The following is a 19,615-nucleotide window of genomic DNA, read 5'->3' as shown; positions in this document are numbered from 1 at the left end:
TGGAGTTCACCCGAACGAGTGCGGTCGTGACCTGGCGCGTCCGCACCCAGTCCGAAAAAGCTCCTGCTCAGGGCCGGGATCAGCGGTAGCGTCGGCTGGTCAACGAGCGGAGCCCCGCGCGGGCAACGCCGAGAACCAGCCGATCGGAGGGCCCGACCGATGACCGACCCGCAGACCGACACCGCCGGCTCCGCAGCCGCCACCGCCACCACCCCCGCAGCCACGGCCGCCGAGCGGCTGCGTCTGGCCGCCGAGAGCACCGGGCGGCTGCTGCACACCGTGGCCGGCCTGAAGCCCGAGGCGGTCGCCGAGCCCTCGGCCCTGCCCGGCTGGACCAGGGGGCATGTGCTGGCCCACCTCGCCCGCAACGCCGACTCCCTGGTCAACCTGCTGAACGGCGCCCGGACCGGCACCGACATCCCCCAGTACGCCAGCGCCGAGGCCCGCGACCAGGGCATCGAGGAGGGCGCGCCGCGCCCGCTGGACGCGCAGCTCGCCGACCTGCGCGAGTCCGCCGAGCGGTTCGCCGCCGCGGCCGCGGAGCTGCCCGCCGAGGCCTGGTCGGCCGAGGTGCGCCACCGGGCCGGCTACACCTTCGAGGCCGCGGAGATCCCCTGGAAGCGGCTGATGGAGCTCGAGTACCACCACGTCGACCTGGACGCCGGTCACACCCCCGCGCACTGGCCGGAGTCCTTCGCGGTGGCCGAATTCCATCGCCTGGCCGCACGGCTGGCCGACAGCGCGGAGCTGCCCCCGGTCGAGCTGATCGCCGACGACACCGCGGACCGGGCCCGGATCGGCGCGGCCCCGGACGCACCCGGGCTGACCGCCGAGGGCCCGGTGCGGGCGCTGGCCGCCTGGCTCGCCGGCCGCTCGGACGGCGACGGCCTCCAGGTCCACCGGGGCGGCGTCCAGCTCGCCGACGCCCGCACCGCGCTGCCGTCGCTCCCGCCCCTGGGCTGACACCGGACGGTCGGCCGACCATGCTGGCAGCAGCGACGACTCGGCCGGGCGAGGTGCCCGGCGGACCCGACACGACGAGGAGCGGACGGATGACGTACCACGGAGCGGTGAAGGTCGGCGGACCGCCGGACGTGCGCGAGCTGGCCCATCTGATCATCACCAAGGTGGCCGTCGGCCCGTACGACAACAACGCCTACCTGCTGCGCTGCCGGGCCACCGACGAGCAGTTGCTGATCGACGCGGCCGCCGAGGCGCCGGTGCTGCTGGAGTCGGTGGGCGAGAGCCTGGCCACCGTCGTCACCACGCACCGGCACCACGACCACTGGGGCGCGCTGGCCGAGGTGGTCGCGGCCACCGGCGCCCGGACCGCCGCCGGGCGGTACGACGCCGAGGGCATCGACGTGCCGACCCAAGTGCTGCTGGAGGACGGCGGGACGGTCCGGGTCGGCCAGGTCGAGCTGACCGTCCGGCACCTGGTCGGCCACACCCCCGGCGCGATCGTGCTGGTCTACGACGACCCGCAGGGCCACCCGCACGTGTTCACCGGCGACTGCCTCTTCCCGGGCGGCGTCGGCAACACCTGGGGCGACGCGGCGGCCTTCGAGAGCCTGTTCCGGGACGTCAACGAGAAGATCTTCGACGTCCTGCCCGACGAGGCCTGGGTCTACCCCGGCCACGGCAACGACACCACCCTCGGTGCCGAGCGCCCGCACCTCCAGGAGTGGCGCGAGCGCGGCTGGTAGCCCCCCCCCGGCCCGACGGGCTCCCGGAAGCGGAAAGGCGGCGGACCCGCGACCACTGCCCGGTCGCGGGTCCGCCGTGCTCGTCCGGCCGGGGCCGGTGGATCAGGCGTCGATCTTCTCCGGGTGGTCGCCGCTGCGGTCCTGCTTCTTCGCGGCGATCAGGCTGGTCACGGTCGTGACGGCCAGCACCACCACGATGACGCCCAGCGAGACCGGGATGCTGATCTCCGGCACGTGCACACCGCTCTCGTGCAGCGCGTGCAGCACCAGCTTCACGCCGATGAAGCCGAGGATCACCGACAGCCCGTACGAGAGGTGGACCAGCTTCTTCAGCAGCCCGCCGATCAGGAAGTACAGCTGCCGCAGACCCATCAGGGCGAAGGCGTTGGCGGTGAAGACGATGTACGGGTCCTGGGTGAGACCGAAGATCGCGGGGATCGAGTCCAGCGCGAACAGGACGTCGGTGGTGCCGATCGCCAGCATGACGATCAGCATCGGCGTCATCAGCCGACGGCCGTTCTCCTGGATGAACAGCTTGGTGCCGTGGTAGACGTCGGTCGACGGGAAGCGCCGCTCGATGGACTTGAGCAGGCGGTTCTCCTCGAACTCCTCGTCGGCCTCCTCGGCGCGGGCCTCCTTGATGAGCTTCCAGGCCGTCCAGACCAGGAACGCGCCGAAGAAGTAGAAGACCCAGGAGAAGGTGGAGACCAGGGCGGCGCCGCCGGCGATGAAGCCCGCGCGCAGCACCAGCGCGATGATCACACCGAACATCAGCACACGCTGCTGGTAGATCTTGGGCACCGCGAACTTGCCCATGATCAGGATGAACACGAAGAGGTTGTCGACACTGAGCGACTTCTCGGTGATGTAACCGGCGAAGAACTCACCGGCCGGCGTCGAGCCGGAGTGCCACCAGAGGAACCCGCCGAAGATCAGCGCCAGCACGACCCAGACCGCGGTCCAGATACCGGCCTCCTTGATGGAGACCTCGTGCGGCTTGCGCCCTCCGATGAAGAAGTCGGCCACGATCAGTGCGATCAACACACCGATCGTTGAGACCCACATGGCTACGGAAACGTCCACTACTGCTCCTCCGGCAGGTAGGCGAGACAGACATCGTCACTGCCGGAGGTCTCTTCCGCCCGCCGGGCCCGCTCCGGGGCGCCGCACGGACCAGCGCCCCGGGGCGCCGCTCGGGGCACCCGTGATGACGGGACAGCTGCGGGGGAATACTCCCCTCCGCTGCCATCGAGAGTAACAGGAAGGCCAAAGGAAGGTAAAGAAGGTAAAGAAGGTAAAGAACCCTCTCGGTCGGGGCCTACAGACCGGGGCCTACAGACCGGGGCCTACAGGAAGGGCTCGATCGCCGGCAGCAGGTCCTGGAAGGTCCGGCCGCGGGCCGGTGCGCCGATCGCCAGCATCCCCCAGCCGCCGGCCGGTTCGCGGAACACCTTCGCCATGATCTGCCCGGTGTGCGGGCCGCCGCCGGCCAGCTCGTACCGGGCCAGCTCCACCCCGGTGGAGTCGTCCACCAGCCGGCAGTGCGCGTTCCGCACCTCGGCGAAGGTCTGCCCGGTGTACGAGCTGACCGTGAACACCACCTGGGTGATGTGCGCCGGTACATGCGCCAGGTCGACCAGGATGGACTCGTCGTCGCCCCCCGCGCCGGCCCCGCCGGCCAGATTGTCCCCGGTGTGCCGCACCGAGCCGTCGGTGCTCTCCAGGTGCTGGAAGAAGACCACGTCGGACGGGGTCCGCTCGGCGTACAGCAGGGCCGAGGCGTCCAGGTCGATCTGCCTGGTCCGGCTGCCGAACAGGCCGCGCTTGGGTGCGGCCTGCCACCCCAGCCCCATCCGGACGACCGTCAGCGACTCGCCCGCGCCCTTCTGCAGGCTGACCTGCTGCCCCTTGGCAAGGTTCACCGACACGGCGTTGTCCTCTCTGCCCGAGCCACGCGGCCGCTCGCCGCGCCGGCTCCACGGTGGAACACCCCGTTGCCGTCCCCCGGCTGAGGCCCCCTGATGCGCACCGCCCGCCCGGGGCGGCACCGCAGGCCAGCCTAGGGCCTGCGGTGCCGCCCCCCGGGCGCATCGGTCAACGTCTACCCCTTTGTGGCAGGGCTGAGACACCTCCGGGCTTGACCGGTGACGGATCCCGGCCGGCCCGGGATGAGCGCCGCGGACGTGCCCGGGCAGCCCCTACGCGATACCCGCCTCGCGCATCTGCCGCAGCTCCTTCTTCAGCTCCTTGACCTCGTCCCGCAGCCGGGCCGCGACCTCGAACTGGAGGTCCGCGGCGGCGGTGTGCATCCGGTCGGTCATCGACTGGATCAGCTCGGCCAGCTCGGCGGCCGGCATGCTCTTGGCCGGCTTGCGGTCCGCGCCCAGCGCCGGCACCGGGGCCTTGCCCTTGCCGCCCGATCCCCGGTAGCCGGTGGAGAGCAGCTCCTCGGTGTCCACGTCCTCGCGGGAGAGGGTGTCCAGGATGTCGCCGATCTTCTTCCGCAGCGGCTGCGGGTCGATCCCGTGCTCGGTGTTGTACGCCTGCTGCACGGCCCGGCGGCGGTTGGTCTCGTCGATGGCCTTCTCCATCGAGGGGGTGATCCGGTCCGCGTACATGTGGACCTGGCCGGAGACGTTACGGGCGGCGCGCCCGATGGTCTGGATCAGCGAGGTGCCGGAGCGCAGGAAGCCCTCCTTGTCCGCGTCCAGGATCGCCACCAGGGAGACCTCGGGCAGGTCCAGGCCCTCGCGGAGCAGGTTGATGCCGACCAGCACGTCGTACCGCCCGGCCCGCAGCTCGCGCAGCAGCTCCACCCGGCGCAGCGTGTCGACGTCGCTGTGCAGGTACCGGACCCGGATGTCCAGGCCGAGCATGTAGTCGGTGAGGTCCTCGGCCATCTTCTTGGTGAGGGTGGTGACCAGGACGCGCTCGTCCCGCTCGACCCGCTTGCGGACCTCGTGCACCAGGTCGTCGATCTGGCCCTCGGTCGGCTTGACGATCACCTCGGGGTCGATCAGGCCGGTCGGGCGGATGATCTGCTCGACCTGGCCGTCGCCGCGGGACAGCTCGTACGGGCCCGGGGTCGCCGAGAGGTAGACCGTCTGGTCGATCCGCTCCAGGAACTCCTCCCACTTCAGCGGGCGGTTGTCCATCGCGGAGGGCAGCCGGAAGCCGTGCTCGACCAGGGTGCGCTTGCGCGAGGCGTCGCCCTCGTACATCGCGCCGATCTGCGGGACGGTGACGTGCGACTCGTCGATGACCAGGAGGAAGTCCTCCGGGAAGTAGTCGAGCAGGGTGTTCGGCGGCGAGCCGGGCTCACGGCCGTCGAAGTGCATCGAGTAGTTCTCCACGCCGGAGCAGGTGCCGATCTGGCGGAGCATCTCGATGTCGTAGGTGGTGCGCATGCGCAGCCGCTGGGCCTCCAGCAGCTTGCCCTGCTTCTCCAGCCTGGCCAGCGTCCCGGCCAGTTCCCGCTCGATGCCGTTGACCGCCCGCTCCATCCGCTCCGGACCGGCCACGTAGTGCGAGGCGGGGAAGACGTGGACGGAGTCGTCCTGGCTGATGATCTCGCCGGTGAGCGGGTGCAGGGTGTACAGCGCCTCGATCTCGTCGCCGAACATCTCGATCCGGACGGCGAGTTCCTCGTAGACCGGGAAGATCTCGATGGTGTCGCCGCGGACCCGGAAGGTGCCGCGGGTGAAGGCGAGGTCGTTGCGGGTGTACTGGATGTCGACGAAGCGGCGGAGCAGGACGTCGCGGTCGATCTCCTCGCCGACCTTCAGCCGGACCATCCGGTCGACGTACTCCTGCGGGGTGCCGAGGCCGTAGATGCAGGAGACGGAGGCGACCACGATCACGTCCCGGCGGGTGAGCAGCGAGTTGGTCGCGGAGTGGCGCAGCCGCTCGACCTCCTCGTTGATCGAGGAGTCCTTCTCGATGTAGGTGTCCGTCTGCGGGACGTACGCCTCGGGCTGGTAGTAGTCGTAGTACGAGACGAAGTACTCGACCGCGTTGTTCGGCAGCAGCTCGCGGAACTCGTTGGCCAGCTGGGCGGCCAGGGTCTTGTTCGGCGCCATCACCAGGGTGGGGCGCTGCAGCTTCTCGATCATCCAGGCCGTGGTGGCCGACTTGCCGGTGCCGGTGGCGCCGAGCAGGACGACGTCCTTCTCCCCGCCCCTGACCCGGCGCTCCAGCTCGGCGATCGCCGCGGGCTGGTCACCGCTGGGCTGGTAGGGACTGACGACCTCGAAGGGCGCCTCTGACCGCTCAATGCTCGTGATGGGTCGCACGGGTCCACCGTACGACCCACCAGTGACAAGCGGGGACTACTCCGTCCCGCCCCGGGCGCTGTCCCGGGCGAGGGCGACCAGGCGGGAGATCGCCCGCAGGTACTTCTTCCGGTAGCCGCCGCGCAGCATCTCCTCGGGGAACACCTGGTCGAAGGGGATGCCGGAGGCGGTGATGGGCAGCTCGCGGTCGTACATCCGGTCGGCGAGGACGACCAGGCGCAGCGCGGTGGACTGGTCGTCGACCTGCCGGACACCGCGCAGGCAGACCGCCCTCACGTCGTCCAGCAGCGCGCCGTAGCGGCTGGGGTGGACGGCGGAGAGGTGGCCGAGAAGGGCGCCGAAGTCGTCCAGGGAGGCACCCGGGGTGCGGGCGGCGACGGCGTCCACGGTCTCGTCCGGGTAGGGCGGCGGGGCGTCCGGCAGACCGCGGTGGCGGTAGTCCTGGCCGTCGATCCGCATCGGGCGGAAGTGCGCGGACAGGCCCTGGATCTCGCGCAGGAAGTCGGCGGCGGCGAAGCGGCCCTCGCCGAGCTTCTCGGGCAGGGTGTTGGAGGTGGCGCAGAGCTTGACGCCGTTCGCCACCAGGCGGCCGAGCAGGGTGGAGACCAGGACGGTGTCGCCCGGGTCGTCCAGCTCGAACTCGTCGATGCAGAGCAGCCGGTGGCCGGAGAGGGTCTGCACGGCCTGCTGGAAGCCGAGGGCGCCGACCAGGTTGGTCAGCTCGACGAAGGTGCCGAAGGCCTTGGGGCCGGGGGCGGCGTGCCAGAGCGAGGCGAGCAGGTGGGTCTTGCCGACGCCGTAGCCGCCGTCCAGGTAGACGCCGGCCGGGCCGGTGGGCGCGGGGGCGGTGCGGCGGAACCAGCCGCGTTTCGGGGCGGAACCGTTTCCGCTGTTGAGCGCGCCGGCGAACTGCTCCAGGACCTGGACGGCCTCGTACTGGCTGGGCTGGTTCGGGTCCGGGAGGTACGTCCCGAAGCTGACGTCGGAGAAGCGCGGCGGGGGGACCATCTCGGCGACCAGGCGCTCGGCGGGGACGACGGGGCGGCGGTCGGTGAGCGCGACGGGGGCGCCGGCCGCGCTCACGGTCGCTATGGACTCGGTCGCGGCGTCGGGGTGTGGGGCTGCGGGCACGTTAGTAGAGGGTACGCCTGGTCGTGGAGCGGTCAGGGCGGGACCTTCGGTGCCGGCCGGGGGTGGAACCCGGGTTGACATGCAACGAGACTGGTTGACATGCAACAGTTGATCAGCCCGCTGAGCGAGCCGTTCGCCGACCCGGCCTCGCTGGAGTCGCTCGCCGCCGTGTACGCGTACCCCGACCAGGTGAACCGGGGCCGCCCGTGGCTGCGCGCCAACATGGTGGCCGGTCTCGACGGCGGGGCCCGGCTGGACGGGCTCTCCGAGGGGCTCTCCGGGGACGCCGACAAGCGGATCTTCGGGGTGCTGCGGGCGCTGTCGGACGTGGTGCTGGTGGGCGCCGAGACGGTCCGCGCCGAGGGGTACCGGCCGGCCCGGGCCCGCGCCGACTTCGCCGCGGCGCGCCGGGCGGCCGGGCAGGCCCCGGCGCCGGCGATCGCGATCGTCAGCCGCTCGCTGGCGCTGGACCTGACGGCACCGCTGTTCACCGAGCCGCTGGTGCGGACGGTGGTGATCACCACCGAGGACGTGCCGGCGGCGGACCTGCGCGCGGTCGCCGGGGTGGCGGACGTGGTGGTGGCAGGGAAGGGCTCGGTGGACCTGCGGGCGGCGGTGGCGGCGCTGGCCGACCGGGGCTGGACCCGGCTGCTGAGCGAGGGCGGCCCCCGGCTGCTGGGACAGCTGGCCGCCGCCGGCCTGCTGGACGAGCTGTGCCTGTCGCTGGCGCCGCTGATCACGGCCGGCGACGCGCCGCGCATCATCCACCATGCGCGGATGCCTGACGTGCAGCGGATGAGGCTGGTCTCACTGATCGAGCAGAAAGGATTCCTCTTCACTCGCTACCTGCGTCCGCCGACCCCGTGACCTCCGGATGGTGATCCTGCTCCCATCGGCGTTTCCGCCCGCGTGGCCCGTGTGCCGGGTGAGCAGCGTGCGGAAAGCTTCCGCCGGGCAGTATGGGATGCGACGCCGGAGCCCGGGGGCCGGCCATGGGAAGGGACTCACGTGTTCAAGACGGTACTGATGATCGAAAAGGCGCTCTCGGACGCCGATGTGGAGCTGGTCACCACGCTCCACAGCGAGGAGAAGGTGTCCTTCGTGGTGCTGATGCAGCCCCGCGGCAAGCAGGACGAGCTGCTGCGGGCGCTGGACGACGTCGCCCTCGGCCACCTCGACAGGCTGGCACACGAGCACGACGAGTCCGAGAGCGGGCCGACGGTGGCCGGCGAGTCGCTCGAACACAGCCTGCGCCACCTGCGCCGGGCCGGTGCCGAGGCGGTCGGCGAGCTGGTCGAGGAGAAGCCGCTGGAGCGGCTGCGGGCGGTGGTCGAGGAGCACCGGGCCGACGAGGTCGTGGTGCTCACCTCGCCGCACTTCGTGGAGGAGTTCTTCCACCGTGACTGGGCCTCCCAGGCCCGGCACAAGGTGGGTGTCCCGGTCCTGCGGCTGTTCGCCAGCGACTCCTGACCGTCGCTCCCCGCCCGCCCCCGGGCGGGGTGGCTCCCGGCCGGAGGCGGGCGAGGAGCCCGTCGCCGGTGGTGCAGAATCGTCCTTGCGGCCCGTCCGCGAGGACGATTCGCACATCGTCCGCACCTCCACCGTCCCGCCCCCGCCCGTACGGAGTCCCGCCTTGAACGACGCCGCGCACGATCTGCACGCCCCGCACTTCATCGGTATCGGCGGCGCCGGGATGTCCGGCCTGGCGAAGATCCTCGCGGTCCGCGGCGCCAGCGTCTCCGGCAGCGACTCCAAGGAGTCGGAGACCGTCCACGCGCTGCGCGCCCTCGGTGCCACCGTGCGGATCGGCCACGCCGCCGAGCACGTGCCGGCCGGCACCAGCAGTGTCGTCGTCTCCAGCGCCATCCGCGCCGACAACCCGGAGCTGGCCGTGGCCCGCGAGCGCGGCATCCCGGTGGTGCACCGCTCCGACGCCCTCGCCGCGCTGATGGGCGGCCGCCGGGCGCTGGCCGTGGCCGGCACCCACGGCAAGACCACCACCACCAGTATGCTCGCCGTCGCCCTCGGCGAGCTCGGTCTGGACCCGTCCTACGCGATCGGCGGCGACCTCGACGCGCCGGGCTCCAACGCCCACCACGGCGGCGGCGAGATCTTCGTCGCCGAGGCCGACGAGAGCGACCGCAGCTTCCACAAGTACGCGCCCGAGGTGGCGATCGTGCTCAACGTGGAGCTGGACCACCACGCCAACTACGCCTCGATCGAAGAGATCTACGAGTCCTTCGAGACCTTCGTCGGCCGGATCACCCCCGGCGGGACGCTGGTGGTCTCCGCCGACCACGACGGCGCCCGCGAGCTGACCTCCCGGGTGGCCGGCCGCGAGGGCCTGAACGTGGTCACCGTCGGTGCCGCCGAGGACGCCGACGTGCGGGTCCTGTCGGTGGTCGCCCGGGGCATGACCAGCGAGGTCACCGTGCTGCTGGACGGCGCGGAGCTGGCCTTCACCGTCTCGGTGCCCGGCCGGCACTACGCCCACAACGCGGTCTCCGCGCTGGCCGCCGGGGTCGCGCTCGGCGTCCCGGCCACCGACCTCGCCAAGGCGCTCGGCGCCTACACCGGGGTGCGCCGCCGGCTCCAGCTCAAGGGCGAGGCGGGCGGGGTCCAGGTGATCGACTCCTACGCCCACCACCCGACCGAGATGACCGCCGACCTGGAGGCGATCCGCGAGGGCCTGGACGGGGCCGGCCGGGTCCTGGTGGTGTTCCAGCCGCACCTGTTCAGCCGCACCCAGCAGCTCTCCGAGGAGATGGGCCAGGCGCTCGCCCTCGCCGACGCCTCGGTGGTGCTCGACATCTACCCGGCCCGCGAGGACCCGGTCCCCGGCGTCACCAGTGAGCTGATCATCGACGCGGCCCGCCGCGCCGGTGCCGAGGTCACCGCCGAGCACTCCTTCGACGCCGCCCCCGCGCTGCTGGCCGGCCTGGCCCGCCCGGGCGACCTGCTGCTCACCATGGGCGCGGGCGATGTCACCAACCTGGGGCCGGCCGTCCTGGAACAATTGGAGAAGGGCCTTGAGCACCTCGCGAGCGTTGCCACCAACGTCTGAGTCCGCCCCGACCGGGAGTCCGCCGACATGAGCTACGAGATCGAGAAGACCGACGCCGACTGGCGCGCCCAGCTCAGCCCCGAGGAGTACCACGTGCTCCGCGAGGCCGGCACCGAGCGCCCGTTCACCGGTGAGTACACCGACACCAAGACGGTGGGCGTCTACAGCTGCCGCGCCTGCGGCGCCGAGCTGTTCAGTTCCGAGACCAAGTTCGACAGCCACTGCGGCTGGCCGTCCTACTACGCTCCGCTCGCCGAGGACCGGGTCCAGTACATCCAGGACACCTCGCTGGGCATGCGCCGGGTGGAGGTCCGCTGCGCCCGCTGCGGCGGCCACCTGGGCCATGTCTTCGAGGGCGAGGGCTACGGCACGCCGACCGACCAGCGCTACTGCATCAACAGCATCTCCCTGACGCTCAAGCCCGCCGAGGGCTGAGCAGTACAGAGCCCCGGGCTGACACCGCCAGGTGCGTGCTCCCGGAGCCACCCGGATCGGCGGTCGCACGGCGCCGCCGATCCGGGGCTCGGGATCAGAACGGGGGCGGTGCCGGGGGGTGGATTCCCGTACGGCTACAGCACGCGGCCACCAGCCGGACGTAGGGCCCCCGGTCGCCGGGCACCCACCCGGCCCACTCGATGTCGACGCCGGCTGCCAGGGACACCAGCGCGCGGTGCGTGCGCACGGCCGAAGGTATCGGCGGTACCGGGTGCGGCCGTCCGGCCCGCACCCAGGCAGCCACCAGCCACTCGACGGCCCGTTCTGCGGTCCGCACGGTGGTGTCCAACCGCCATGCCGCCGCCCTGACCAGTCGGTACCCTCCGGCGACGGGCTCCTCCGCATGGCTGTGGAACAGGTGGTAGTGGCGGGGCGCCGTGGTCGGGGCCGGCTCGCCCGGTATCCGGAACGCCACGGGGAACCGCTCCCCGCCGGGCAGGCTCCATTCCAGTTCAGCGAACGGCACGTTGCGACCCCCCTTCGGCCCGCGCCGTGCGGGCGCACTCGGCGATCCATTCGGTCGGCCGTCCGGTGTCCGGGGCAACCCCTCGGAGACGGATTTCCGTGCGACGGAGGACCTGGGACACGGGGTCGTAGATCCGTCTGATCCTGATCACCAGACCCGTGTGTCCGAAGACGGTCAGGATGGTGTGGAGCACCGGACGCAGGTCCGTGACACAGCCCCCGGCGGCCCGGTGGAGGCAGTGACATCCCCCGGCGCCCGGAAGCAGATCGTCGTCGGACGAGCCGAGGATCATGTCCGCGGTGGCCGCGATGATCTGCGACTGAACCGGACTCGTGTCGGGCCCGTTTGCCATGGCGCCTTTCCTCGTAGAAGCCCCCGCCCCGGTCGTCCGTGGATCCGAAGTCACGCCACCGGGGCGGGGGTTGTGCTCCGCCCGGCCCTGCACAGGCGGCCGGCGGCTGGTGCCCGCCCCGGGGAAGTCGGCCATGACAGCACCGGGGCGGGGGTCTTGGGTTCCCGCCCCGGTCGGCGCGAAACGACCGGGGCGGGGCTCACGGGGCGTGATCAAGCCCCGGAGCTGCCCGGCGCGCCACCGCGTGCCGGGATCGGTGCCCCGTCCCGGGCGGAACGGAAGAACGCCCGGGACGGGAGAAACGGGGGCCGCCCTATCAGAGCGGCTCCACCTCGGGAACGATCACCATCGGCACGTCGGCCAGCAGGCGGAAGGACCGGTGGTCGGGGTGCGCCCACCCATGCTTGCGAGTCCACTCGGCGGACTCGGCAACGGAGTTGACCTCACCGGAGTCTTTCCCGCACGGGGCGCCGTCCTCGCCCTCGGACTTGCACACCATGAGGTAGGCCGGCGGGTCGATGTCGGGTCCGGTGTCCTCGCGCAGTAGCCAGTCGCCGAAGCGAGTCACCTTGGCGGATCTGGCCACTATCCCGCCCTCGGCTGGTTACAGGTGGCCGCGTAGGGGATCGGGCCGCCCCGTGCGCGGTCCGCCGGGGTCGTGAACCGCACGGTGACGGGATCGGCCGTCCACTCGTCCCCGCCGGCCAGCGGGGCGAGTCGCCACCGGTCGCCGTCCTCGCCGCAGAACTCACCGACCAGCCCGGCCGAGATGTCCACCACCAGGTCACCGACACGCGGCGCCCAGAGGTGCGTCACCGTTCCCTCGGGGCTGTCGGGACTGTCGGGGCCGTCTGGCGCCTCGGCGGCGAGGGCCGCCGCGCCCACCCGGATGACCTCCGCGAGGCGCGTGATGACGTCCGGGGCAGCCCGCCCCATGTCCACCAGCACTTCACCGGTGATGCCCGACGGGGCGTCAAGGCCCAGTGATGGAAGCCGACATCCGGCTTCTTCCGTGGCCTCGCGCATCTCCGCACACGCCTTGCGGGCCGCTCTTCGCTGCTTCCCAACCATGCGGGAGAGCAGGGAGTCGCCCGATCCGGTTGCACCCATGGCCGTTCCTTTCCGTAGTCGCTCCGTTACAAGGATCGGCAGTCACGGCTAGGCTTGCCAGGGGTATGACCTTGACCATTCCGTCTAGTCATAGGTGGCATCAGCCATGAACGAAAGCGAAATTGACCCGTCATCATCTCCGGCGGCGCGCTTCAGTGCCGAAGTCCGCAGGTCGCGCAGGGCGCGAGGATGGTCCCAGAGCGAACTGGCCCGGCGCATGGGCTTCTCCCCCAGCCTCGTTTCATACCTCGAAAGAGGGAAGCGACCTCCAACAAAACACTTCGCTGTCAAAGCTGACGAAGCCTTCGGCGCCGCGGGGGAGTTCGCCGAGCTGTACCGGCGGTACACGCGCGCCGCGCTGCTGGAAGGCTTCGCGGAGTTCGCGGAGGCAGAAGCGCGCTGCCGCCGACTGCGCAGGTTCGAGTTGAGTGTGGTCCCTGGCCTCTTTCAGACCCCTGCCTACACAACCGCTCTGGCCTTGGCGGCCGTGGAGCGAGGCTCCATCACCCGGGACCAGGCTGACGAGCGGGTCGCGTTCCTCGCCAACCGCCAGCAACTGCTGGAGAAGAAGTCGCCGCCGGTCATCCACACGGTCATGGATCAGAGCTGCCTGGCCCGTCCGGTGGGAGGGCGTGATGTGATGCTCGCCCAGCTCGACCACCTGGAGGACTTGGCGCGTCGTCCCCACGTGACGATCCAGGTCGCCCCGTTCAGCCTCGGGGAGCACGTCCCGTTCACGATGCCCGTCGTACTGCTGACGCTGCCCGATCACACGGTCATCGGATATGCCGAATCCCAGGCCAGGGGCCATCTTGAGCGGTCGCGCGAGGCCGTCGCAGCGTGGGAGAGAGACTACGATCAGCTACAGGTGGAGTCACTGTCGAAGGTGGCCTCGCTCGCCATGATTCGCGCGGTGAGAAAGGGACTTGAATGACACACATCGATCTGACCGACGCTCGGTGGGTGAAGTCGCGGCACAGCAACAACGGCGGCGACTGTGTCGAGGTGGCCCCCCACTTCTCCGGCGTCGTCCCCGTCCGTGACTCCAAGGATCCCGAAGGCCCCGCACTCGTCTTCCCCGCCGCCGCGTTCGCCGCGTTCGTCGCGGGCGTCAAGTCTGGTGACTTCGGCACCATCTGATGCTGCGCCCTGAGCGCGCCCCACCCGAGACCCCGCCACCTCTCCCCGATGTGGTGGGGTCTCTCCCTGTCTCCAGCACCCTTCAGTCCCGGCACGCCGAGCACAGCCGGCCCGCACTCGGGACCGGCCGACGGCACAGGCCGTCGTCCTGGCACTCGTGAGGCACCGGAGCAGCCTCGAATTCCCTCCGAACCAGAGCCCTTACCCTCAGGGGTTGGCGGCAGTTCGGGGCCGCCGTTCTCACGCCCCGCTCAGTGCCAGGGCGTAGCGCTTCAGCCCGGCGGTGGGGTTGGTGATCTCGCCGAGGGTGGGCAGGAGGTCTTCGTTCCTGAGCAGGCGCTCGATCAGCGGGTGTCCGCCGGTGTCGTGGAGGGCGCTGATGAAGGCGTCACCCTGGTCGTAGATGCTGACCAGGGGCGACTGCGTCTTGAGCCAACGGAATCACTTGGTGGGCTTCGGTTCGCCGTCCAGCCGGAGCTGTGCGGTGGCCACGCCGCACAGCTCCTCGACCGCTTGGCGCTGGACCCATTGGGCGTGGCCTTCGATGACGTGGTGGGTGGTGCGGCGCTGCTCGGGCGGGAGGCCGTCGGCATCGGCTTGGAGGGCGATGCGCATGTGGGCGTAGGACATGGCGGGCCAGACCTTGTTCTGGGCGAGGTGGGTCCACTCGTGTGCGAACGCGCCGCCCGCGTTCGACACGCGGTTGGCGACGGCCTTCTTCGCAGCGTTCACCAGCTGGGTTCCTCCGCCGGCACCATCAACCACGGCGTCACGGCCACGTGTTCGTAGTTCCGGTGGTCCTGGTGAACCTTGAGGTGGGATGCCGTCCAGCGCTGCGCGTCCGCGAAGTCGTCACAGACCGGCCCCTCCTCCCCGCACAACTGACCGTCCTCGTACTCCCCCACGCACCGGAACCGGTGGCGGACAGGAGGACGGTCCGGCGCGACATCGGCCTGAAGCGTCCACTCCAGGAACCGCCACAGCCCGCGCCCCCGGCGCTCGGCGGGCGGAACCGGCAGGAAGGCACTCACGCCGACCTCCCCACAGTGCAGTTGACGCACTCGCAGTGCGCGAGGACAGCAGCCTTGCTCAGCACCTCGGCAGTGCTGTCGAAGGCGCTGGGACGCCGGGCGTTCAGGTAGTCGTCCAACGGCACCCAGGACTTCGGCGCTATGGCGACTCGGCCCGGCTTGGGGCGAGGCGGGGAGGCGTCCACGGTGTACTCACGGCTGAACTGGGTCTTGCGTACTGCTGCCATGGTCATGGCCCTTCCCACTCGCCAACACCCCAGATCATCGGCGTCCAGGCGGGTCAATTCGCCCCCATTGCCGAGACATGAGGGTCGTCTCGGCGCTAGCGTGCAAGAAGGCCCAAATGTCTCGGGGGAATCACTTGAACACGGCGTTGCTACAAGGTATGGCTGCTGCGGGGCTCACTCCCCGCAAACTGGCTACCCGGGTCGGGGTCACACCTAAGACCGTGGAACGCTGGGTGTCGGATGCGTCGATCGTGCCGCATCAGAAGAACCGATTGGACGCGTGTGCGGCCCTAGGGGTTGATGAACAGATGATCTGGCCGGCGGCGGTGCGCGCGTCTATCAAGACCGGCCACGATCGCGAGGTCTTCGCCGTGTATCCGTACCGATCGGCCTGCCCTCGGGACGTGTGGGGTCAGCTGATCGCCGGTGCCACGTCAGACATCTTCCTGGCGGGCTACACCAACTACTTCGTGTGGCTGGAGCAACCCGCGATCGTGCAGACGTTGCGTCGCAAAGCCGCTGCAGGCTGCCGTATCCGGTTTCTGATGGGTGACCCCGCATCGGAGACCACCCTTCAACGCGAGCGCATCGAGGACGTGGCGCTGACCGTCTCCACCAGGATCCGAATCACTTTGGAGCATCTGGACAAGCTGGCGGACGTCGACGGGATAGAGGCGCGGTTCAGCGCGCCTGAAGACGGCTCCAATCACGTCAGTCTCAGCGTCTTCCGCTTCGACACCGATGCGCTTGTGACCCCGCACCTGGCACGCTTCGTTGGCCACGACTCCCCCATGATGCACCTGCGGCGCCAACAGGACGATGGCATGTTCGATCGATTCGCCGCGCACGCCGAAGAGCTGTGGGAGCGCGGCACGCCTGCCAGCTAGGGCGTATATCGAAAGTGGATCTCAACGCGAGATGATCTTGGTTCGTGGCACGTGGAACGGGCCGGCCACGCACACGACCCGATCGCGTGCGCGCCGACAAGGCGTACGCCTCCCGGAAGAATCGCGCCTATCTGCGGCGTCGCGGAATCCGCTGCACCATCCCGGACAAGGCCGACCAGGCCCGCAACCGCAAGAAGCTCGGCTCACGCGGCGGTCGTCCACTGAAGTTCGACCCCGAAGACTACAAGGCAAGGCACGCGGTCGAATGCGGCATCAATCGGCTCAAAAGACACCGCGCTGTAGCCACACGGTACGACAAACTCGCGGTCCGCTACGAGGCGACCGCCCTCGTCGCAGCCATCAACGAGTGGTTGTGACGTACTGATCCGACGACACCTCAAACACCCGTACTCGCCGACCGCCGGTGGGATTGACGGTCTCACGGACCGGATGCATCCCCAGTTTGGTCATGATCCGTTCGGAGGCGTCGTTGCCCACTTGCGTGATGCTGACGATCCGCTCCAGCCCTCGCTCTTCGAACCCGAACCGTACAGCGGCCGCAGCAGCCTCGGTGGCCAAGCCCTGCCCCCAGTGTGAACGTCCCAGCCGCCAGCCGACCTCAACCGCCGGGAGTACCTCCGGCAAGAAGTCGGGCACCGAAAGGCCGGTGAACCCGGCCAGCTCGCCAGTGGACCGGATCTCCACGGCGAACAGGCCGAAGCCCTGTGACTCCCACTCGCTCTCCCATGCCTGGACCCGGCTGCGTGTCTGCTGTTCGTCAAGGACGCTGCCGTCGCGGATCCACCGCATGACCTCGGGGTCGGCGTTGACGGCGGCCATGGGCGCAACGTCTTCCTCGCGCCAACGACGCAGGATCAAACGGGGAGTCTCAAGCGTGACCATCCAATCATTCTGGATCACAATTGGGCTCTCCGTCCTCTTCACTAGGCACTTTCGATACACGCCCTAGTCTTGATCTTTAACCTCTGCGATCTTGGTGTTCGGTCATGGTGAGGTCGCGTTTGACGGTTTTGCCGACATCGTGGCGGGGTGCGAGTGTGCGGTTTTTGCAGCCGGGTGGTCGTCCCGGGCCGGGTTTGCCGGGTTTCGGTGCTCTGGCGGGTAGTGCGCTGATCGGGCGGATGTTCCTGAATCCGCGGCGGACGCGGGCCGGTGTGAGGCGGCCCGGGGCGGCGGGCTTTCCCCAGGGCCGGCGGAGGTCCTCGGCGAGGGGTCGGGCGAGGCGGAGTTGGGTGTGGGCCGCGATGACGATCCAGGTCCAGCGGTCGGCGGCCTCGGGGGCGCGGAGCCTGGGGCGGGTCCAGCCAAGGGTCTGCTTGAACAGCCGGAATGTGTGTTCAAGGTCGAATCTGCGGAGGTAGGACTGCCACCAGCGGTTGATGTCGGCGGCCGTGACGCCGGTGGCAGAGGACCACAACCACACCAGCTTGGGATCACGGTCGCCGGGCAGGTGGTCTACCTGCAGGCGAAGCAACGTTCCCTCGATGATGGGGAGTTCACCGTCATGGTCGAGCCAGCAGGTGCGGTGGGTGAGTCGGGGGTGCAGTCGGTCCCAGCTCTCGGCGGTGGCGGTGCCATAGCGCGTGGTGGCGGTCGTGGTGGTGTGCTGCGGCGGGGGCCAGGTGGCGGGTTGGTTGAGGGCGAACTCGGGCCCGTGCTTGGGCGGGCGGCCGTTGGTGCCCGGAACCCTGGATGGCTTCGGCCGTCGCAGGACCCGGTCGGAACGGATGCGTCCCAGGAGCTCGACGGGCAGGTCGGCGAGGACGAACGCGAGGCGGGTGACGTCGTAGCCGGCGTCCATGACCACCAGGACGTCCGGGTCGCCCTCGGTCCAGTGCCCGGCCGCGATCAGCCGCTCGACGACGGCGCGGAGCTGCTCGGCGGTCACCGCCGTGGCGTCGTCCTCGGGACGCAGCCGGACCGCATCCAGGATCCCGGTCCAGGAGGTGCGGCCGCTCTCCAGGGCGACGACGAAAGAGTAGGGCCAGCCTGGGATGAACTGCGCGGCGTTCTTCGCACGACCGTGGACGTGACAGAACAGCCTGTCCGGGCTGGTCGCCGCGTCCGATCGCAGCCAGGAGCTGACGTCCACGGCCAGGACGATCCGCCCGTCGTTGGTACGGGGAAGCGGCAGAGCGGCCAGTGCCGCCCGCAGCCGCTCTGCCTCGATTCGGCCACTGTTGAGCGCGTCGTAGAGGGCGCCATGCCCGCGACGGTGCTCGGGCGCCAGCGCCAGGTCGACCAGGGCCTTGACCGGCCCGTCCGTGCAGAGCAGGGCGTCGGTGAGTTCGAACAGAGCGTCCGCGCGGGCGGTCAGGCAGCGGTAGACATCGGTCCGGAAGTTGGACAGCACGGTCAGGGACTCGACGCGTACAGCGTCTTCCAGCACGCTCGTCCTTACGGCCTTGGTTGGTGATCATGGGTGCTTCGCAACGCACATGATCACGCCAGGGCCGTACCGCTGTCCGGCGAATGCCGGAACTTCATCACAAGCAGGCCGTGACCCGCCTCGTAGAGCAACCTGGCTCAGAGGGGTGCCATATGCAACTCGCCGATAACCTCAAGGCCGACTCGCGCTGCCAGCCAGGCAGCCCGTTGGGCTTCGACCTGCTTGACATGGACGAACACCGTGTGATCTGTCGCGGGCTCCTCAAGATAGAGATCGCGGGCGTTCACACATACCGTCACGTAGGCGCCTCTGGTACCCCCGGGACCGAGACCTACCTCCGGAGCCTCAGGCCAGCCACTGAAATCCCAGCGCACCATGGCCGGGACGTTCCCTGCCGCGGCCAAGAACGCCTCCACGTCTTCCTGCGCCATGCACCATCTGCTCATAAAGATCGGAAGGCACTCTGACGGGGAGTCGCCATTGCGCGAGGAGCCACGCCGGTCGGCTCCGTAGGACCACCAGTCAGCGTTCGGCATCACTCCGCTCAACCGCTCCAGCTCGCGGATCGTGGAGACCCGTGCTTCGAAGTCGACTTCGAGTTCCCCGGTGTTAGCGAGATCGAGCAGTTGCCCAGCAACTCGCAGTGCCTCCGCAACATCCGTCGTCCTTAGCACTGCCTGCGCGTACGAGTTGCTCATGACGAGCAGTCTGCCAAGTTACCCGCTGGTCGACGATCGAATATCTGAGCAACCTCCGGCTCGTCGACCAGCCACAACCTGGCAGAACGCACAGGTTAAAGATCAAGCTAGTGGCGTCCTCACGGTTGGTCCCGGCACTCCGAGCACAGTCGGTCCGCACTCGGGACCGGCCGACGGCACAGGCCGTCGTCGCCCTGGCACTCGGGAGACGCCTGGCGAGGCGCCGGAGCAGCCTCGGACGGTGCCGGCCGGTGGGCGGATGGGAACGGGGGCACCTTCGTCAGCCGTGCCGCCAGGACGGCGCCGACACTTCGGGTGATCTTCTCCGGGAGCGGGGCGGACAGGATGCCCGTCAGCGCGTCCCGGGTCCAGCCGCCCGCGAGCAGCCCCTCCACCCGGGCGGCCTGATCCGTCAGGGGCTTGCCCGCGAGCGCCATGCGCGGTTCACAGCGGCCCAGTTCGAGCAGCAGCTCCATGCCCTCCGTCGGACGCGGCGGGCTCGGCACCTTCAGACTTCCCGGGCTCCCGACGGACAGCTCCGCGTCCGGGCCGACCGGCCGGGACGGAAGGACGGAAGGTCCTTCAACTTCCCTCCGAATCAGATTC

At 70.0% G+C, this 19,615-nt stretch carries 23 protein-coding genes and 1 pseudogene; 10 read left to right on the top strand and 14 right to left on the bottom strand.

Features of this window, described 5'->3' with window-relative positions; translation table 11 throughout:
* Nucleotides 1-159 precede the first annotated feature (159 nt).
* The gene (locus tag AB0P06_RS27710; protein WP_363611943.1) at nucleotides 160-963 is read left to right on the top strand and encodes a maleylpyruvate isomerase family mycothiol-dependent enzyme; all 804 of its coding nucleotides are present in this window, start codon (nucleotides 160-162) and stop codon (nucleotides 961-963) included.
* An 89-nt stretch (nucleotides 964-1,052) separates the two neighbouring features.
* The gene (locus tag AB0P06_RS27705) at nucleotides 1,053-1,706 is read left to right on the top strand and encodes an MBL fold metallo-hydrolase (RefSeq protein WP_363611941.1); all 654 of its coding nucleotides are present in this window, start codon (nucleotides 1,053-1,055) and stop codon (nucleotides 1,704-1,706) included.
* A gap of 102 nt (nucleotides 1,707-1,808) precedes the next feature.
* Here AB0P06_RS27705 and AB0P06_RS27700 read toward each other — a convergent pair whose 3' ends face one another.
* The 4 genes from AB0P06_RS27700 to zapE form a co-directional block, all read right to left on the bottom strand.
* Nucleotides 1,809-2,789 (bottom strand): TerC family protein, encoded by a 981-nt coding sequence (locus AB0P06_RS27700; protein ID WP_363611939.1) that lies wholly within the window; start codon nucleotides 2,787-2,789, stop codon nucleotides 1,809-1,811.
* Nucleotides 2,790-3,052: 263 nt separating this feature from the next.
* A complete protein-coding gene (locus AB0P06_RS27695) occupies nucleotides 3,053-3,634 on the bottom strand; it encodes a TerD family protein (protein WP_363611937.1) in 582 nt (193 codons plus the stop codon).
* Between the two features lie 270 nt (nucleotides 3,635-3,904).
* The gene (gene uvrB, locus AB0P06_RS27690) at nucleotides 3,905-5,998 is read right to left on the bottom strand and encodes an excinuclease ABC subunit UvrB (protein ID WP_363611935.1); all 2,094 of its coding nucleotides are present in this window, start codon (nucleotides 5,996-5,998) and stop codon (nucleotides 3,905-3,907) included.
* Between the two features lie 36 nt (nucleotides 5,999-6,034).
* On the bottom strand, nucleotides 6,035-7,090 hold the full coding sequence (gene zapE / locus AB0P06_RS27685) for a cell division protein ZapE (RefSeq protein WP_363612022.1): 1,056 nt from the start codon (nucleotides 7,088-7,090) through the stop codon (nucleotides 6,035-6,037).
* Between the two features lie 138 nt (nucleotides 7,091-7,228).
* Between zapE and AB0P06_RS27680 the strand changes: the two genes are divergently transcribed.
* From AB0P06_RS27680 to msrB, 4 genes are all read left to right on the top strand, one after another.
* Nucleotides 7,229-7,996, top strand: a complete 768-nt coding sequence (locus AB0P06_RS27680; protein WP_363611933.1) for a pyrimidine reductase family protein — start codon at nucleotides 7,229-7,231, stop codon at nucleotides 7,994-7,996.
* Nucleotides 7,997-8,137: 141 nt separating this feature from the next.
* A complete protein-coding gene (locus AB0P06_RS27675; RefSeq protein WP_363611931.1) occupies nucleotides 8,138-8,599 on the top strand; it encodes an indole-3-glycerol phosphate synthase in 462 nt (153 codons plus the stop codon).
* Nucleotides 8,600-8,762: 163 nt separating this feature from the next.
* Nucleotides 8,763-10,193 (top strand): UDP-N-acetylmuramate--L-alanine ligase, encoded by a 1,431-nt coding sequence (gene murC, locus AB0P06_RS27670; RefSeq protein ID WP_363611929.1) that lies wholly within the window; start codon nucleotides 8,763-8,765, stop codon nucleotides 10,191-10,193.
* Between the two features lie 27 nt (nucleotides 10,194-10,220).
* Nucleotides 10,221-10,628 (top strand): peptide-methionine (R)-S-oxide reductase MsrB, encoded by a 408-nt coding sequence (gene msrB, locus AB0P06_RS27665; RefSeq protein ID WP_363611927.1) that lies wholly within the window; start codon nucleotides 10,221-10,223, stop codon nucleotides 10,626-10,628.
* Nucleotides 10,629-10,722: 94 nt separating this feature from the next.
* Here msrB and AB0P06_RS27660 read toward each other — a convergent pair whose 3' ends face one another.
* The 3 genes from AB0P06_RS27660 to AB0P06_RS27650 form a co-directional block, all read right to left on the bottom strand.
* Entirely contained in the window at nucleotides 10,723-11,154 is a 432-nt protein-coding gene (locus tag AB0P06_RS27660; RefSeq protein WP_363611925.1) for a hypothetical protein, read from the bottom strand.
* A gap of 668 nt (nucleotides 11,155-11,822) precedes the next feature.
* Nucleotides 11,823-12,074: a hypothetical protein gene (locus AB0P06_RS27655; RefSeq protein ID WP_363611923.1), complete on the bottom strand. Its 252-nt coding sequence runs from the start codon at nucleotides 12,072-12,074 to the stop codon at nucleotides 11,823-11,825.
* Nucleotides 12,075-12,091: 17 nt separating this feature from the next.
* Nucleotides 12,092-12,616 (bottom strand): hypothetical protein, encoded by a 525-nt coding sequence (locus tag AB0P06_RS27650; protein WP_363611921.1) that lies wholly within the window; start codon nucleotides 12,614-12,616, stop codon nucleotides 12,092-12,094.
* A gap of 106 nt (nucleotides 12,617-12,722) precedes the next feature.
* On the opposite strand from AB0P06_RS27650, the gene AB0P06_RS27645 reads away from it, so the two are divergent.
* Both AB0P06_RS27645 and AB0P06_RS27640 read left to right on the top strand, forming a co-directional pair.
* Nucleotides 12,723-13,550, top strand: a complete 828-nt coding sequence (locus AB0P06_RS27645; protein WP_363611919.1) for a helix-turn-helix transcriptional regulator — start codon at nucleotides 12,723-12,725, stop codon at nucleotides 13,548-13,550.
* Entirely contained in the window at nucleotides 13,547-13,756 is a 210-nt protein-coding gene (locus AB0P06_RS27640) for a DUF397 domain-containing protein (protein WP_363611917.1), read from the top strand. Before AB0P06_RS27645 ends, AB0P06_RS27640 begins: the two co-directional genes overlap by 4 nt.
* Nucleotides 13,757-14,197: 441 nt before the next feature.
* Here the strand turns inward: AB0P06_RS27640 and AB0P06_RS27635 are convergent, their stop codons facing one another.
* The 3 genes from AB0P06_RS27635 to AB0P06_RS27625 are packed head-to-tail and all read right to left on the bottom strand — an operon-like array spanning nucleotide 14,198 to nucleotide 15,014.
* Nucleotides 14,198-14,488, bottom strand: a complete 291-nt coding sequence (locus AB0P06_RS27635) for a hypothetical protein (protein ID WP_363611915.1) — start codon at nucleotides 14,486-14,488, stop codon at nucleotides 14,198-14,200.
* Nucleotides 14,485-14,787: a hypothetical protein gene (locus AB0P06_RS27630; RefSeq protein WP_363611913.1), complete on the bottom strand. Its 303-nt coding sequence runs from the start codon at nucleotides 14,785-14,787 to the stop codon at nucleotides 14,485-14,487. Before AB0P06_RS27630 ends, AB0P06_RS27635 begins: the two co-directional genes overlap by 4 nt.
* Nucleotides 14,784-15,014 carry a hypothetical protein gene (locus tag AB0P06_RS27625; protein WP_363611911.1) on the bottom strand — a complete coding sequence of 77 codons (231 nt, stop codon included), beginning with the start codon at nucleotides 15,012-15,014 and terminating at the stop codon, nucleotides 14,784-14,786. The genes AB0P06_RS27630 and AB0P06_RS27625 overlap by 4 nt, the downstream gene beginning before the upstream one ends.
* A gap of 221 nt (nucleotides 15,015-15,235) precedes the next feature.
* On the opposite strand from AB0P06_RS27625, the gene AB0P06_RS27620 reads away from it, so the two are divergent.
* Nucleotides 15,236-15,901, top strand: a complete 666-nt coding sequence (locus tag AB0P06_RS27620) for a DUF5919 domain-containing protein (RefSeq protein WP_363611909.1) — start codon at nucleotides 15,236-15,238, stop codon at nucleotides 15,899-15,901.
* Between the two features lie 59 nt (nucleotides 15,902-15,960).
* Nucleotides 15,961-16,278: pseudogene (locus AB0P06_RS27615) on the top strand (transposase); the annotation flags it as partial.
* On the opposite strand, the gene AB0P06_RS27610 reads toward AB0P06_RS27615, so the two are convergent.
* The 4 genes from AB0P06_RS27610 to AB0P06_RS27595 form a co-directional block, all read right to left on the bottom strand.
* Nucleotides 16,262-16,804 carry a GNAT family N-acetyltransferase gene (locus AB0P06_RS27610; RefSeq protein ID WP_363611907.1) on the bottom strand — a complete coding sequence of 181 codons (543 nt, stop codon included), beginning with the start codon at nucleotides 16,802-16,804 and terminating at the stop codon, nucleotides 16,262-16,264. The pseudogene AB0P06_RS27615 and the gene AB0P06_RS27610 sit on opposite strands and share 17 nt — an antisense overlap.
* Before the next feature lie 76 nt (nucleotides 16,805-16,880).
* On the bottom strand, nucleotides 16,881-18,311 hold the full coding sequence (locus AB0P06_RS27605; RefSeq protein WP_363611905.1) for an NF041680 family putative transposase: 1,431 nt from the start codon (nucleotides 18,309-18,311) through the stop codon (nucleotides 16,881-16,883).
* A 137-nt stretch (nucleotides 18,312-18,448) separates the two neighbouring features.
* Nucleotides 18,449-19,009 (bottom strand): hypothetical protein, encoded by a 561-nt coding sequence (locus AB0P06_RS27600; RefSeq protein ID WP_363611903.1) that lies wholly within the window; start codon nucleotides 19,007-19,009, stop codon nucleotides 18,449-18,451.
* A 119-nt stretch (nucleotides 19,010-19,128) separates the two neighbouring features.
* Nucleotides 19,129-19,485, bottom strand: a complete 357-nt coding sequence (locus tag AB0P06_RS27595; protein WP_363611901.1) for a hypothetical protein — start codon at nucleotides 19,483-19,485, stop codon at nucleotides 19,129-19,131.
* Nucleotides 19,486-19,615: the final 130 nt, after the last annotated feature.

The sequence above is a fragment of the Kitasatospora sp. NPDC088351 genome (genome assembly GCF_040685575.1).
Taxonomy (GTDB): domain Bacteria; phylum Actinomycetota; class Actinomycetes; order Streptomycetales; family Streptomycetaceae; genus Kitasatospora.
The sequence above is the reverse complement of the archived record's forward strand: the minus strand, read 5'-3'. Positions and strand labels throughout refer to the sequence as shown.